Below are 15,830 nucleotides of genomic sequence, written 5' to 3' on the forward strand. Positions count from 1 at the left end.
CATATGAGCACAATTGAGCAGAATCTACAGGATGTCAGAGCACGGATCGCAACAGTTTCACGTAGTTGCGCACGTTCTCCAGAAGAAATTACCTTGCTTGCAGTGAGTAAAACCAAACCTGTGACCGCTATCGAAGAAGCTATCGCGGCAGGGCAGTATGCCTTTGGTGAAAACTATGTGCAGGAGGGGGTGGATAAAATCCACTATTTTGCGAATAAGCCTCAGAACCCTCCTCTTGAATGGCACTTTATTGGCCCGTTGCAATCCAATAAAAGCCGCTTAGTGGCAGAAAATTTCGCCTGGTGCCATACCGTTGATCGGCTAAAAATAGCACAACGATTGAGCGCCCAGCGCCCAGCAGAGATGCCCGCGCTGAACGTTCTGATCCAGGTCAATATCAGTGATGAGCAAAGTAAATCAGGGATTGCCTTAGCGGAATTACCCGCATTGGCGGCTAATATTAGCGAACTGCCTAATATACATTTACGTGGGCTGATGGCTATTCCAGCCCCCGAAACTGATTATCAGCGGCAACTGGCGGTATTTGAGCAAATGAATCAGGCGTTCTTGACTTTAAAAGCCCTGTACCCTCAGATGGATACGCTTTCTATGGGTATGACGGATGATATGCCGGCAGCCATTGCTGCCGGCAGTACATTAGTGCGTATTGGCACCGCCATTTTTGGCGCCCGCGCGTAATCACCCAGAGTACAGGTCGCTAACACCGCTGCGGCTTCAAGTACTAAATAAATTACCCAAAGTAATTGGAGTCGCAGCAAGGCAGCAAACGAATGAATCCCGATGAGCTTACACAAGTAAGTGATTCGGGTGAAAGAGTGCCGCTAACACCGCTGCGGCTTCAAGTACTAAGGGTAAGGAGAAAATATTCAATGCAGCATCGCCACATCACATTCATCGGCGCGGGCAATATGGCTCGCGCTATTATTGCAGGTTTAGTTGCCGGTGGTTATCCCGCGAAAAAAATTAGCGTTTGTGCGCCTTCAGGTAAAAATCGTGACGCTCTGGCCGCTGAGTTTGGTGTTATCAGTAGTGATGATAATATCGCCGAGGCGCAGAAGGCCGAAGTGGTAATTTTGGCGGTTAAGCCTCAATTAATGGCCGATGTATGCCAGCCGTTGCAGGCAAATGTCGATTTCACTGGCAAACTGGTGCTTTCCATTGCGGCGGGTGTTCAGGTTGCGCGCTTCTATGCGCTATTAGGCGATAAACTTAATCTGGTGCGTATTATGCCCAACACCCCGTCACTGATAGGGAAAGGGATGAGCGGCTTGTATGCCCCAGAACAGGTGTCACAGGATGATCGTGACTTCACTACGGCACTGATGAGTTCGGTGGGTAAAGTTTGTTGGGTGAATGACGAAAATGGCATCAACAGTGTGATTGCCGCAGCAGGTAGTGCGCCCGCCTATTTCTTCCTGTTTATGGAAGCGATGCAACAAGAAACTGAGCGATTAGGTTTTGACAGTGAAACCGCCCGTCTGCTGGTACAACAAGCCGCGTCTGGTGCCACTGCACTGGTGGAAGCCAACCCACAATTGCCGATCTCAACACTGCGCCAGCAAGTGACATCTAAAGGCGGGACTACGGCTGAGGCCATTCGGGTATTTAATGAGCAACACTTAGCTGAAACCGTTGCCGCTGCCATGCAAGCTGCTATTGTTCGAGCGACTGAGATGGAAAAGCTGTTCTAACAGCGACAAATTTACAAAAACCGACACTGGCCCTGATATTTTCTCGTTAAGATAGGGGCCTGTAATGTACGCGAATATCTAATATTAAGGACGAAGGCAACTCATGCTAACGCTGACTTTTCTGGCCAAAACGGTCATTGACCTGTATGTGATGGTACTGCTGTTGCGCATCTGGATGCAGTGGGTTCACAGCGATTTTTACAATCCGTTTTCGCAATTTGTGGTGAAAATAACGCAGCCAATAGTGGGTCCACTGCGCCGGATTATTCCGTCTATGGGGCCGATCGACAGTGCATCACTGCTGTTAGCGTATTTATTGATGACCATTAAGTTCCCACTGTTATTACTGATTGGTAGCGGTTCGATATCCCTCAGCCCTTATAATTTGCTGTTTGGGGTTATTGCGCTGTTTAAAGCTGCTGGTTATCTGATTTTCTGGATCATGATTATTCGTGCGCTAATGAGCTGGGTCAGTCAGGGCCGCAGCCCAATGGACTACCTGCTTTATCAGCTAACAGAACCTTTAATGGCACCGATTCGTCGCATCTTACCGGCCATGGGCGGTATCGATTTTTCAGCGATGGTGGTTATTCTTATTCTGTATCTGATCAACTTCTTAGGTATGGATATGTTGGGCGAGCTTTGGGTTATGTTGTGAGTGCAGCAACATCCTTGCTGGACGGGCTGGTACTCAGGCTATATATTCAGCCGAAAGCCAGCCGTGATCAGATTGTCGGTTTACATGGCGACGAATTGAAAGTCGCCATTACCGCCCCGCCCGTTGATGGGCAAGCTAATACCCACCTGATCAAATTTATTGCTAAGCAGTTCCGGGTCGCTAAAAGCCAGGTGATTATCGAAAAGGGCGAATTAGGGCGGCATAAGCAGGTTAAAATTGTCAATCCGCAACAGATACCGCCAGAAGTTGCGGTACTGCTTGAGTGATATTTCCCCGTCAGACCATTCAGTCTCAACCAAGAAGTATCAGCTAAAAATTCAGGATTCATTCATGCAAAAAATAGTATTAGCCACCGGTAACCCCGGAAAAGTGCGTGAGCTGGCGAGCTTGCTCGCTGATTTCGGCTTAGATGTTGTCGCACAAACCGATCTGGGCGTTGAGTCTGCCGAAGAGACTGGCTTAACTTTTATCGAAAACGCCATATTAAAAGCACGCCATGCAGCACAGACCACCGGTTTGCCGGCTATCGCCGATGACTCCGGTTTGGCTGTTGATGCTTTGGGCGGTGCGCCTGGAATTTACTCCGCACGTTTCGCGGGTGCTGACGCCAGTGATCAGGAGAACCTCGATAAGCTACTGGTGACACTGAAAGATGTTCCCGATGAACAGCGCAGCGCTCAATTCCATTGCGTGTTGGTTTATATGCGCCATGGTGATGATCCAACACCACTGGTATTCCACGGTCAATGGCCAGGAGTGATTGCTCGTCAGGCAGCCGGTACCGCTGGATTTGGCTATGACCCTATATTCTATGTGCCTGAACTGGGCAAAACCGCAGCAGAATTGACCCGTGAAGAGAAGCATGCGGTATCCCATCGTGGACAAGCCCTAAAACTGATGTTGGATGCGCTGCGCAATGCTTAAATTACCTCCGCTCAGTCTCTACATCCATATTCCCTGGTGTGTGCAGAAGTGCCCTTACTGTGACTTTAACTCTCATGCGCTGAAGGGCGACGTGCCCCATCAAGAATATGTAGAACACTTATTGGCGGACCTTGATGTAGACGCGCCGCTAGTCAGTGGGCGTAAAATCAGCACCATATTTATTGGCGGTGGCACTCCAAGTTTGCTCAGTGCCGAAGCAATGCAACAGTTACTTGATGGCGTACGCGCCAGATTGTCCGTGGCTTCTGATGCTGAAATCACCATGGAAGCCAACCCCGGCGCAGTAGAAGCCGAGCGTTTCAGTGGCTATCAACGCGCCGGTATCAATCGTATCTCTATTGGTGTGCAAAGCTTTAGCGCAGAGAAGTTAACACGCCTTGGGCGAATCCATGGGCCAGATGAGGCCAAACGCGCAGCAGAGCTGGCAACCTCGTTGAAGTTGCGCAGTTTTAATCTGGATCTGATGCATGGCTTACCCGATCAGACTTTGGAGGAAGCACTGGACGATTTGCGTCAGGCTATTACGCTGAACCCACCTCACCTCTCTTGGTATCAGCTGACTATCGAGCCGAATACCGGTTTCAGTTCGCGGCCGCCGATTCTGCCAGATGACGATGCGCTGTGGGATATTTTCCAGCAAGGCCATCAGTTACTCAGTGCCGCTGGGTATCAGCAATACGAAACTTCGGCCTATGCCAAACCAGGCTATCAGTGCCAGCACAACCTTAACTACTGGCGCTTTGGCGATTATCTGGGTATTGGTTGTGGCGCACACGGCAAAATCACTTTTAGCGACGGGCGAATCTTACGCACAATAAAGACCAAACATCCCCGTGGGTTCATGCAGGGTAAATACCTGGATAAGAAATATGAAGTGGAAGCTGCCGAGCGGCCTTTTGAGTTCTTTATGAACCGTTTCCGCTTGTTGGAAGCTGCGCCGCGTGCGGATTTTTATCACTTTACCGGCTTGGCTGAAAGTACTATTCGCCCGCAATTGAATGAGGCGTTAGCAAAAGAGTACTTAATTGAAACAGAGGAATATTGGCAGATTACCGAGAAAGGGAAGCTATTCCTTAACTCACTGCTGGAGCTATTTTTATAACTGGTAGCTGTAGATTCAATCTGTCAACGCAACACCCCTTTCAATTATCTCTTTCGGTGTTTTGAACTTCAGTGTCTTTCTTGGTCTGTTGTTTAGCTGAGCTGCAACCTGATCCAACTCATGTTGAGTATATTGGGCAAGGCATGTCTTTTTGGGAAAGTACTGTCTAATTAGCCCATTAGTGTTCTCGTTTGTTCCCCGCTGCCAGGGACTCTGAGGATCGCAGAAGTAAACTTTAACTCCGGTGCTGCCAGTAAATTCCAGATGCCTGGCCAGCTCCATTCCTCTGTCCCATGTCAGTGATTGCCGGAGTTCAGGCGGCAAGCTCAGGAATTTGTCGGTAAGAGCCTGATTCACTGAGAAAGAATCTTTGCCCCTGAGTCTAAGGATGATCGTATAACGTGATTTTCGGTCTACAAGTGTGGCTATATGCGAGTTTTTTGTGCCTGATACTAAATCGCCTTCCCAGTGCCCCAGAGAGCGTCTGTTATCGATATGCCGGGAGCGTTCGTGAATTGGCGTTCCGTTCACTATGTTGATCGTACCTCTTTCACCTTTGCGGGTATGGCGTCTGCCATGACGAAGGCTATGCGACCGGCGCAGATGCTTTACATTCAGGTGGTGTAGCGCTTCACGGCTACGAAAGTACAGCGTTTTATAAATTGTCTCCGGTGATATTCGCAGTGTTTTTTGACGCGGCTTCGTTCGCCTTAACCATCCTGATATTTGCTCAGGAGACCACTTCATCTCCAGCTTTTCCAGAACAAGCTCTCGCAACGGTAAATTCTGATCCAGTAAGCACGGTTTTGGTCTTTTCGCCATCCTGCTGGCCCGGTTATTAGCATCAACAGCTTTGTAATAGCGCCTGCCTCGATTACGCTGAACTTCACGTGAGATCGTCGAAGGACTACGATTCAGCGCAGTAGCTATCGCACGAATGCTCATTTTGGCTGACAAACCGGCTCGTATTTCCTCGCGCTCAGACAGCGTCAGGTGAGCTACAGCCCGCTTGCGCTCATTGGGTTTTATGCCGCCAGTATCTCTTAACATAGTGAAGATTGTTCCTGGTTTCGAACCCAGGATATTAGCTATTTCACTGAAGCCTGTTCCGTTCTTCCACAGTTCAAAAACAGATGCTTTTTCCTTTGCTGTAAATGTCCGTCTCATTCAAAAACCCTCCGCAACCCCATGTTTTCACATGACTGTTGCGTTGACCAATTGAATCTACAGCCCCCTTTTTTAAAACGTTATCTGAGGGCACTTATCCGCCCTCAGATAGGCCAATCCCGTCATGCATTAATGCATAATAGAAGATTCGCTGACAAACTGATGTGCCATACTTGCCATTGCTGCTTGCCTTACTACCAATAGAGAAGTACCACCAATTAATTCTAACCCATCCATCGCGCTCACTAACTGATGAATATCTTCATTAGGATCTTCTAGTGTCGCGTCACCAAATATCATATCCCCATCCAATAGTGGCCTAGACGCGTATTGAGTTTGTAGCTCTTGGGTCAAAGCCTGCTCAATGGGAATATTTTTATCCAATAACAGAGTTAACTCATCAAAACTCATATTACGGCCCGCTAAACGGCTAATATGCTTTTTTGATATACCCTTCTGATTAAAGTAGGATCTTAAATCAATCGGTTTTCTCAGAATCAAAGGTGTTTCAGATTCACTGATCACCACACCATGATCTTTGAGCATCTGAATATTTGAGAGTAATAAATTAAAATGTTCACCACCGACGACATGATATTTCATCGCCAGATTGATTAGACTCTGGCGGCTGAGACCATACTTCTGTTGGAATAACTGAATATCTGCTCGGCTAAGGTCGATTCTATTTTGGAATGTAAAATCTAGTGCTTTATGACTTAAGGGGGATACTTTAAGTAAGCTCAACTGTTCCAATAAATAATCGATCTCACTCTCGCTGCGTAGATGATAATTTCTTACCCATCTGGCGATATCGACAGTATTCAACTCTTCACGGCTGATCCAGTGAATATGTTCTTCCGTAAGGTTAATACGTTCCGCTATTAATGGCTGGAAGAATTTATCAATACTCTGCTCTATTAATGGTAATGGGTCGGTATTGCGGGCATTGCTACGCCAAGCAATTAATGACATTGAGACCAGATAATCCAGATCAGCAGGATCGGAAATCTGATACTTTATCGCCCATGCACTAATGGTTTTTAGCTGATGTAGAGTATTATAGCCATCTTGAGAGTCAATATCAGCCAACTGCTTCACTGTAAAAATCAGCCCCATCGCTTTAAGTTGCTGACACACTTGATCGTATTCGCTGGAATATGGACACAGACTGAATAATTCATCAAACGTAATCTGAGAGTCTTCAACCCAAATAAATTCAATCTTATTTAGATCGTCAAGATACCAGTCAATAAAAGTGATTCTACAGAGAGTCTCACCATCAATATTAACAATCAGATGGTTTTTTCGCCGTTCCGCTGACAAAGCGGATAACATGATATTCTTATCCAGGTAAAGATTATCCTGCCCACTGGTATCGGCAATATTTATCGAGCCACTCCCTACACTGTAGTAATAATTATCGTCACCGCTGCCTCCTTTCAGGGTCGTGTTTTCACGTCCACGAAGATAGATAATGGCATCATGACCATCGCCGGTATCAATCTCATCTTCCGACAAAAAAGTTGCCGAATTAATGACAACCTCATCATTACCAGTGGTGACAGTTGGCGCCTGTTGTGCAGAAATAAAGGGATTACCATGAAGGTCAATACTCACCTGATAATCAAATAAATTCCCAGTAGTTGAGTCACGATATTGCGACTGCCCACTTTTATCTTTAATTTTAAGGTGCCGATAGTGCTCATCCTTCAGATAGTTGAGAAGGCGAATGCTTTGGTGTTTTTCTGGTTGATCGCGATGACGTAGTAACAGATCATCACCCGACCTCTCAACAATAACCTCACTTAATAACCACGATGATAGCACTAACGTGTCTGGTGCTAATGCATCATCAAAGTTATTTATACTAATCTCTGTCGGATTATCCATATCTTCTTGGATAAGATAGATATCGCGACCACCACGTCCCTCTAATAATCCACGCCCTTTTAATACTTGTAAGATATTATCTTTATGATCACCCTGTAGTTCATAACGAGGTAAAAAACCTATTAACAGAGAGTACTCTTTAGGTGATAACATAATGAATTCAGGGAATATACATTGCCGCAGAATAATGTCTTCCTCGCCCTCAACTCTCTTAATATGCGTAATTTTTTGTTGATGGTTATTGTCTAATGAGGTCAGTACAACGATATCTTCATGATTAGCTATCTTCATTAACTCATTATAACTGCGATCAATTATTGGGGAGTAGTAAGCTGCCATATTGGGAGAAAAAGCAACAGACTCACTAAAAGAAATTGGCCATAATGGTACTATTGTGAAGCCATCAAAGGTTTGAATGTTGAAATTAAGCACTTGCTTTTTTTCATTGCTACTTATTATATATATATCGACTAGCCTAATCTGTGTTTCAAATCCATTATCATTACTCAGATTAATCAACACATCAAAATCATCCAACTCAATAGAAACTATTTGATTGAGGTTGTGTTCCAGGAAAATATTACTAACAGATATATCGACATTATCATCTTCCGCTATTTCTTCAATTTTAATCTGTAAGGATCTGTTCTGAGTGTTTTTTAGAATATGATAACTATCTTTCCCTGCGCCCCCTCTGGCCAGTCCCTCCTGTAATGCTAATAGATCATCTCCTCCATTACCGGATAATGAGTCGTCTCCCCCTATCCCATTAAGATAATTATCCAAATCGTTACCAATAATTTCATCATTAACACTTTCATTACCCAGAATATTCTCAAAATCATAAAGATAAGCAACTCGTTTCACAATGCCATGTTCTATCTGGCTATAATGCCCATCATTGATATCAATAACGCTACTAACTTCATCCCCTAACACCTCTCCTAGCGCAACGGTATCACTACCAGCTCCCCCTGTAAGAATATGATTTTTTGTAGCAATACTGGAGGTCAATATAAACGTATCTTGATTTTCGCCGCCTTGATATTGCTTGTATCCCTCACCAACAGTAAATATATTCTTCTTCTTATTATAACCAGCTGCGATATCATCGCCCCCACCAAGATCAAATAAAGCGGAAATATCATTATCTTTTATCCCACGAAGAGGATGGGAAAGTAATTGCCCATGGTTAGAGAGTGAAACCAGCCTGTTTTCTCCTTTTTCATCATGAGAAATCGATATAATCCTATGCTTCCCAAACTGAGCTAATTTATTTTCCCGATAATGAACACTACTAGCCATATCGTCATAAACCGTACTTTTGTTGACCATAAGAGGCACATCAATTTTGTATTCTTCATCTACCTTATATCCTAGCGATTGATAATAGCCTCCATCGTTAAGTATAATAACTAAATCAAGTATCCCATCTTGATTAAGATCGGCTAGTTGTAATTGTGTTCGATGCGGATTTATGAAAGAGAGTAAACCAGCCAGTTCAGGGGGTAATTTGGCAATATATTGTCTAAAAACACCATTCACATTGCCTAGCAAATGCAACATTTCGCCATGATTATTTAGCAGCAATACATCATCAACCCCATCATTATTAATATCACCGGATAATGAGTAAGGATAGTTTTTACTATCATCACCCACAAGATATTGTTTATCTTGTCTAATAAAATCACCATAAGTAATTAATTTTTTATTATTCTTTCCACTTTGTTTTGAATACAGGCTATCATAGGAATAAACTATTATTTGGTTCATATGAAAAACGATAAAATCAACTAATCCATCACCATTAAAATCCCCAAGCACTGGAAATACTACTCTATCAAACTCGTCTCGGCTTATTGCATAAGGTAATTTTTCCCAATCTAGGGTTGCATCTTCTTTGATGTACTTACCATTAGGTTGAGCTAAATACGTAGATAACTCATAATGCCAATGTCTCACATAATCATCAAGAACCATAAGTCCTACTGAGTTTTCCCTAGACACTAATGTTGTATTAGACTTCCGATGGATAGCAATAAAATCATCCAGACCATTACGATCTATATCGCTAGAAAGGATAAATGAGCTATATGTCGCCTCACCATCCAATACAGAAAATACCTGATGTGAATTTAAGTTTTTTATTTTTATAACGCTATCATTAGAACCACTATCAAAAAAATCAGCAATAACATGATCATTAATATCATTTATATAGTCTAACTCATAATATCTATGTTGACCCATTTCAGCATATTGAGTATAAACTTTGGCATTCTCAAAAGGATCGCCCAAAAAAGATCTTATCTCATCGAGGTTTTTACTCGCCTGACTCCGTTCATCTCTCTTTATAAACAGAATTGCTTTAAGAACAACGTCACCACGACTATAAAATAACGTATCCACACCCTGCTTATTCTCTAATAGAATCTCATAATAACTCTGCTGTTGCTGATAAATACCTGCCATTGTTTGATTATATCTGATCTGATTATCTAAACCCGGCGTCAAACCAAACTTAAGAAATAAGCGTAGGCCATTTTCAAATTGTTGACTGCCTGTCATATCTGGCACAATATCGCGGAGTCTCTCAATCTGGCTCACCGCTGAGTAAATATCTGCAATAGTGATCATAGCAATAGCCAAGCCAATTCCCACAAGCCCAGCAACACTGGCGGCAGTACCACCCAGTACGATCGCGAATGCGACCCCAAAACCAATAGCCGCATTAATAGTAGAAAAAATACCACTGGCGATAAGATCTCGTCTAACGTGAGGATCTGTTTCCGCCGCCAGTTTTGAAAATGCATGATATGCCTGATAGATGTCTATACCTGAGGTCAGGGCTGAAAGCAGGGGTATGCTAAAACGAGCAGCTCCATGAGCAAATTGGCGCAGAGCTAACTTCCGCAGATCTTTAAGAAAACGGGGGTTAAATAGAAGTACAGGGTTGTGTTTTAACAAAGTTATTTTATTGAGGAGAGCAGATGTCAGCCCCCCTCCTTTATTCGCTAATTTTTGTAGGTAACTTATTCCCCATTTACTTAATACATATTGCAGACCTTCTGTCGTAGTATTAGCGCCAACTCCGCCCCAAGTTATGGCTAATTGAAATTGTATTTCTCTCTTTTGTTTTTCTGTTAATTCACCACTATTTATAATCCTTTGATATTCCATCGTTAATCTTAAGGCAGAAACCAAACCATACCCTTGCATACCATAGCCTAACCGGCCAAATATCGCATATCTTGGCTTATAACTTCCAGCTTTTGACTTAGAACGAAAAATCGAACCTATTTCATGATGTAAATCTTGGATTACAGGTATTTCTTGTAGGACTTGTAGATTATGCATCAACGTTTTCAAGCGCAGTGGATCATGTAGAGTGAATAATAGCTCACCTCGGTTAAACTTTCCGGTTGCTAAGTTTGGAAATAATTCAGATAATTCGTTTTTCTGTCTTATATTTAGATCGTTAGTAGACAAATTTCCAGTCGATAATTCCACAAGTATATTTTTAATATTAGTTGATCTATAATCTATGCCATTTTTTCGTTGAGTTGTTATCTCGCCAAATCGATCCCAATACAATTTTTCAGTCTCTCTTATTGGCAATATATATTTGTTATTTTGAGTGTTAATAGAAGGCATACTTACATCATACTTATTCCCTTTTTGATCAACCCCAATTCTATTTACTGATGCTGAAACATTAGATCTGATGCCCTTTTTATCCAAACTAGACATAAATTTGTGTGCAAAGCTAGCGTGCGTATTGCTACTGATCATAGCGCATCCCACCAAGCTGACTTGCTGAGGCAAAATATTTATTTTATGTTCGATTTGTAATTTATGGGAGAATTGACTTAACCGTGTCGTTAATTGCTCTGGTGACTGTCCTGCCAATGTTTGATAATTGCTATTATCAGAGCGACCATGCCCTACTACTTGCCAACGTAATTTACTTATTTCAGGCTGTTCTTTTAATTTAGCCAAGAGTTCGTGACTTTTTAGCTTACGCCATTCACCATGAGTATTAGAGGTAATAATAAAAGCCCGATAATTGCTATAAATATCTAACTGGATAAAAATAGAGTTTTCAGCGTGTTTTCCTACCAGTCTCGCTGCTGCACGATTTACAGTTGGGTTATTTTCACATTGAAAAATGATCTGCATATCATATTGGGTTGTGCTGCCTGCTTTATCGATCTCAATCGCAGCGGGTGAATCCCAAGAATTTACTCGATAGATATCGGGATATTTCAAAAATAACTCACTCAATGGTGACGAGTCGAAAATTTTTGGGTTATTATTAACAATTGATTGCCAATTGTTACCTTTGTGCAGAGTCGGATGTTGTCTTATTATATCTAAGAATGTTTCAAACTTCGCACGACTATCAACATTGTAGATCGTTAGTTCTAATAGAGTATTATCTATAATGCCATTATCGCCTGAGAAAAAAGGGGATAAATACTCCGAATAATAGCTAGTGAGTTGTTTAACCGACTTTATATTTTTTCTAACATCATTGAGTAGTTGTTCAACTACAGGATTGCCATTAGCAAAAGGTATTCCATTCTTCTCGTCATAAACAATCTGATATTCATCTAAATCTAATCGTAAATTATCTACTTCCGTTGATCCTAATGTAACGGCTTCATCAGGAACCTTGCTTTCATTTTTTCTATTTAATCCGGATTCATCTTTTTTTCTAAAATAATCAAGTGTACTTAATTTAACATTTTCTATCATCTGTTGATCATTGTGCCAATATCCATTATCCTCTCTCTTCGCTAATAGTACATCTCCGCTAAAAATAGTGTTTTCAATTATCTCTAATTCATCGGGTATATTATCTGAAGTAAAATTCGCTAACAAAAAACGTTCTAAAGTCGCTATCTGTCTTAACTGATTATTATTGGGATCCACCTTAATGATAACCTTCCTACCAGAAGATAGATTTATTACCAATGTTCCAGTCACTAAATTTCGCTTACTGATTGTTAGGTTCCATTCATCCCGTAACAAGCTAAAAGGCAATAATTTCCTGATCATCTCTTTTGTATTAACATTAACCACGTTACTTTTAAACCCTAGAGGAACAGAAGATTCTTTAATTAAATTAAAATAATCAAATAAAATTTTTTCTTGTTGCCATAATTCATCTAGAATTATTATTTTTTCATTGATGTTTTTTGTTGTTACATGAGTAAACCAGCGATCTATCTCACTACCAGCTACTATTTTACGCTTAATTAACTTTACCTGCTCAATTTCTGTTAACAATTTAAATTCAATTACTTCATCTAATTGCTCATGTATTTTAATAAGGAAATAGCGTAATATTTCTACTTCGGGTGCATTTCTATCGATCTCTATTGTGTTAATAATCTCTTTTCTGGTAATAGCTAAACTAGGATAATATTCATCATAAAGCCATAACTGGTAAACTTCCACTATCAGCTCATTCTGCAGCCAAGCAGGGAGCAAACTATATTCTGCTCTCATTGAGATATCATCGGCAGTCAGAAGATCACCCAGCTCTGCCAGTGGCGTATCTTTATAATACTCTATTGGTTTATGAAGAATACGGATATCACCTATCAAACCTTTTTTTTGCAATGCACGTAGCACCGGAAGTTCACTGTTCCAAAAAAAATTATTAATTCTTAAGCCTTCTGGTGAAGCCAAATAAACGGTCCAACCACGTTCTGCGCTATACGTAGCGTAGACGGAACAGATATATGAAATAATTTTGTTTTTAAGAATATTGATTATTTTTGGGAGATTCCTATCAAATAGGTTACCCATGTTATACTTCAGTGATTCGGCTGTATTGATTATAAACCTTAGGCCTACAATGTCTTGCATACCAGAAAGTTCCAACTCGTTCCCGATATAAATATTATCTTCCCATAATTTCGCATAGGTCTTAAATTCACCACTAAAGAAAAGATATAACTTATTCTGACTTTTAGATGGTGAAACAGATAACCCTAGAGAATTAACATATATAACTAACTCATTAAAACGTTCATAATCATTATAAATAGCGCCATCAATAGCTAAATCTGCAATCTTTCTTTTTTCTTCCTCAGTGACAATCTCAGGCACTTCCAGACCTTCTCGATCTAAATACCTAATTTCGGAGTCTATATTTTTTGCAAATCTTCTCTTAATTAGTTCAATATGCTCTATGGATAAATTAATCTTATTTTTTTCATTACCATCATTAATACGCTGATAAGTATCAAAAACGATAGATAAGCTCTGTAGTAGTGATAAATTTTTTATGTCAGAAGTCACCTTCATATCTCCATTAGGCATATCCCCTCCTTATGAAATAAATAAATAAATAAATTAATTTATTTATTTATTTACACATTAAGAATTAAATATAATTATGTACTTTCACTTTTAATGAGATTTTATAATAGGCAGATATGAATTTAAAAAACAAGTTCAAGATCAGTAACCGAATAAACTTATTTTAAAAAATAGACATAATAATAAGCTAATTTATTGTAGGGAGGAGGAAATAAAGACATAGCCACTTTAGATTTGGAGGGGAAATATCCCCCCCTGCTATTACCCTAAAGATTTAAGTAGCTCTTTACGCTGCTGTTCCAGCGTGGTGACGCGACTGCAAACTTCATGGCCAAACTGCTGGAAGTCTTGCTCTTGATTATTCCATTCATTCTGAATGGCCTGCTGCAACCCACCCAAATTGCCCATAATAGCCTGCAACGGGTTATTGCCCGCGCCGCTGGTCGCCTGTTTGACGCCCATCTCATTTAAGCTGTCTTGCAACACGCCGCCCATACTTTGTTGCACCAATTGCCGGCCATCTTTCTCAACTTGATCAATAGCCTGATGATGGAAGGTTAAACCATCGCTGCGCTTTTCAATAATACGGCTCATCTGCTGCTTTAGTTGATCATTAAGCGTGGTCAGACGGTTACGTACATTGCTGTTACTGCCTAGCTCTTTAACGATCACTTTATCTAAAGAGACTCGTGCTTTCTCCAGACGTTGCTGCGCCCCCTGATCTATCCAAGGCAAATCTTTACGCAATGCAGTCTGATAGCGGAATGCCTGCTGACGCTGCTCATCGGTCAGCGTCAATGTTTTGCCATTACGAATAACATCGCCGTCGGGTGAAATCTGCAAATTGCCGCTAGCCCCCACGATCTGTACAGATTGTGGACTGATAATCACATCATCCTGTGGCTTTACGCTGCACTGGTATTCAGCCTGCGCCTGCCAAGCGGTCAGCATTAATATTGCCAAGCCTACCGTTCGTAATGCTTTCATTTTATGTAACATAAGACTCCTGAAAAACTGTTTAAAAAATAGAGCGACCAATCCGCTGTGCCAGTAACTCTAAGGCAGCGGTTCCGGCGAGAGAGTTCCCTGCGCTATCTAATTCAGGTGACCAAACAGCAATGCACAACTCATCCGGCACAATGGCGATAATCCCGCCACCCACGCCAGATTTTCCCGGCATACCCACGCGGAAGGCAAATTCACCAGCTCCATCATACATGCCACTGGTAATCATCAGGGCATTGATTTGCCGCGCCTGCATCGGCGTAATCAATGGGTCATGCCCGCCAATGCTACGCCCCTGATTCGCCAGATAGACAAAGCAGCGGGCCAACTCGGTACAGCTCAAGCGCATGGCACAGTAGTGGAAATAGGTCTGAAGTACCGTCAGCACATCGTTTTCGAAATTGCCAAAAGATTTCATCAGATAAGCGATGGCCGCGTTACGATCTGAATGCTCAAACTCTGAGCGAGCGACTCGAGAATCATAGCTGATGCTATCGTCGCTCACCAGTTGGCGCACCACTTCCAACATCCGTTGTTTCGGTGCACTCAGGCGGCTTTGCAACATATCGCACACCACCAACGCCCCTGGATTAATAAAAGGATTGCGCGGTTTACCCTTTTCTAATTCTAACTGGACCAGCGAGTTAAATGGCTGACCGGAGGGCTCTTTGCCAACTCGCTGCCAAACCTCTTGTTCGCCGTAACGGGATAATGCCAGCGTTAGACTTAATACTTTCGAAATCGATTGAATGGAGAATCGCTCATTGGCATCCCCGGCCTGAAATATCCTGCCATCCAGTGTACAGACAGCAATACCGAGTTTGTCAGCGGAGACTTCAGCTAACGCGGGAATATAGTCAGCAACTTTTCCCTGACCAATCAGTGGGCGAACTTGCTGCAATATATCCGCTAGCAAAGCATTATCTAACACTATCGCCGTCTCAAAAACCTTTGCCAACACAATGCTCCCAATAAAGCCTAATAACAGTTTCGG

10 protein-coding genes are annotated in these 15,830 nt (G+C 42.1%); 6 read left to right on the forward strand and 4 right to left on the reverse strand.

What is annotated here, in order from left to right; genetic code table 11:
* Nucleotides 1–3 precede the first annotated feature (3 nt).
* The 6 genes from ACZ76_RS05305 to hemW all read left to right on the forward strand — a co-directional run bounded on the left by ACZ76_RS05305 (nucleotide 4) and on the right by hemW (nucleotide 4,438).
* Entirely contained in the window at nucleotides 4–699 is a 696-nt protein-coding gene (locus tag ACZ76_RS05305; RefSeq protein ID WP_048617465.1) for a YggS family pyridoxal phosphate-dependent enzyme, read from the forward strand.
* A 191-nt stretch (nucleotides 700–890) separates the two neighbouring features.
* On the forward strand, nucleotides 891–1,712 hold the full coding sequence (proC, locus tag ACZ76_RS05310) for a pyrroline-5-carboxylate reductase (protein WP_048617467.1): 822 nt from the start codon (nucleotides 891–893) through the stop codon (nucleotides 1,710–1,712).
* A 103-nt stretch (nucleotides 1,713–1,815) separates the two neighbouring features.
* Nucleotides 1,816–2,370, forward strand: coding sequence for a YggT family protein (locus tag ACZ76_RS05315; RefSeq protein WP_048617469.1), 555 nt, complete (start codon nucleotides 1,816–1,818; stop codon nucleotides 2,368–2,370).
* The gene (yggU, locus tag ACZ76_RS05320) at nucleotides 2,367–2,657 is read left to right on the forward strand and encodes a DUF167 family protein YggU (RefSeq protein WP_048617471.1); all 291 of its coding nucleotides are present in this window, start codon (nucleotides 2,367–2,369) and stop codon (nucleotides 2,655–2,657) included. The genes ACZ76_RS05315 and yggU overlap by 4 nt, the downstream gene beginning before the upstream one ends.
* A gap of 64 nt (nucleotides 2,658–2,721) precedes the next feature.
* Nucleotides 2,722–3,315: an XTP/dITP diphosphatase gene (locus ACZ76_RS05325; RefSeq protein ID WP_048617473.1), complete on the forward strand. Its 594-nt coding sequence runs from the start codon at nucleotides 2,722–2,724 to the stop codon at nucleotides 3,313–3,315.
* On the forward strand, nucleotides 3,308–4,438 hold the full coding sequence (gene hemW, locus ACZ76_RS05330) for a radical SAM family heme chaperone HemW (protein WP_048617475.1): 1,131 nt from the start codon (nucleotides 3,308–3,310) through the stop codon (nucleotides 4,436–4,438). The genes ACZ76_RS05325 and hemW overlap by 8 nt, the downstream gene beginning before the upstream one ends.
* A 15-nt stretch (nucleotides 4,439–4,453) precedes the next feature.
* Here the strand turns inward: hemW and ACZ76_RS05335 are convergent, their stop codons facing one another.
* The 4 genes from ACZ76_RS05335 to glsB form a co-directional block, all read right to left on the reverse strand.
* Complete coding sequence (locus tag ACZ76_RS05335) at nucleotides 4,454–5,605, reverse strand: IS30 family transposase (protein ID WP_048617478.1); 1,152 nt, start codon at nucleotides 5,603–5,605, stop codon at nucleotides 4,454–4,456.
* A 129-nt stretch (nucleotides 5,606–5,734) separates the two neighbouring features.
* Nucleotides 5,735–13,831, reverse strand: a complete 8,097-nt coding sequence (locus ACZ76_RS05340) for a C80 family cysteine peptidase (RefSeq protein WP_048617480.1) — start codon at nucleotides 13,829–13,831, stop codon at nucleotides 5,735–5,737.
* A gap of 261 nt (nucleotides 13,832–14,092) precedes the next feature.
* Nucleotides 14,093–14,830 (reverse strand): YggN family protein, encoded by a 738-nt coding sequence (locus tag ACZ76_RS05345; protein WP_048617482.1) that lies wholly within the window; start codon nucleotides 14,828–14,830, stop codon nucleotides 14,093–14,095.
* Nucleotides 14,831–14,849: 19 nt separating this feature from the next.
* A complete protein-coding gene (gene glsB / locus ACZ76_RS05350) occupies nucleotides 14,850–15,797 on the reverse strand; it encodes a glutaminase B (RefSeq protein WP_162489029.1) in 948 nt (315 codons plus the stop codon).
* Between the last annotated feature and the right edge of the window lie 33 nt (nucleotides 15,798–15,830).

The sequence above is a fragment of the Yersinia aleksiciae genome (genome assembly GCF_001047675.1).
Taxonomy (GTDB): Bacteria; Pseudomonadota; Gammaproteobacteria; order Enterobacterales; family Enterobacteriaceae; genus Yersinia; species Yersinia aleksiciae.

What these genes read in the sequence shown, in the direction of transcription:
- ACZ76_RS05305 (WP_048617465.1), top strand. Translation starts at nt 4, where the DNA reads ATGAGCACAATTGAGCAGAATCTACAGGATGTCAGAGCACGGATCGCA.
- proC (WP_048617467.1), top strand. Translation starts at nt 891, where the DNA reads ATGCAGCATCGCCACATCACATTCATCGGCGCGGGCAATATGGCTCGC.
- ACZ76_RS05315 (WP_048617469.1), top strand. Translation starts at nt 1,816, where the DNA reads ATGCTAACGCTGACTTTTCTGGCCAAAACGGTCATTGACCTGTATGTG.
- ACZ76_RS05325 (WP_048617473.1), top strand. Translation starts at nt 2,722, where the DNA reads ATGCAAAAAATAGTATTAGCCACCGGTAACCCCGGAAAAGTGCGTGAG.
- hemW (WP_048617475.1), top strand. Translation starts at nt 3,308, where the DNA reads ATGCTTAAATTACCTCCGCTCAGTCTCTACATCCATATTCCCTGGTGT.
- ACZ76_RS05335 (WP_048617478.1), bottom strand. Translation starts at nt 5,605, where the DNA reads ATGAGACGGACATTTACAGCAAAGGAAAAAGCATCTGTTTTTGAACTG.
- ACZ76_RS05340 (WP_048617480.1), bottom strand. Translation starts at nt 13,831, where the DNA reads ATGCCTAATGGAGATATGAAGGTGACTTCTGACATAAAAAATTTATCA.
- ACZ76_RS05345 (WP_048617482.1), bottom strand. Translation starts at nt 14,830, where the DNA reads ATGTTACATAAAATGAAAGCATTACGAACGGTAGGCTTGGCAATATTA.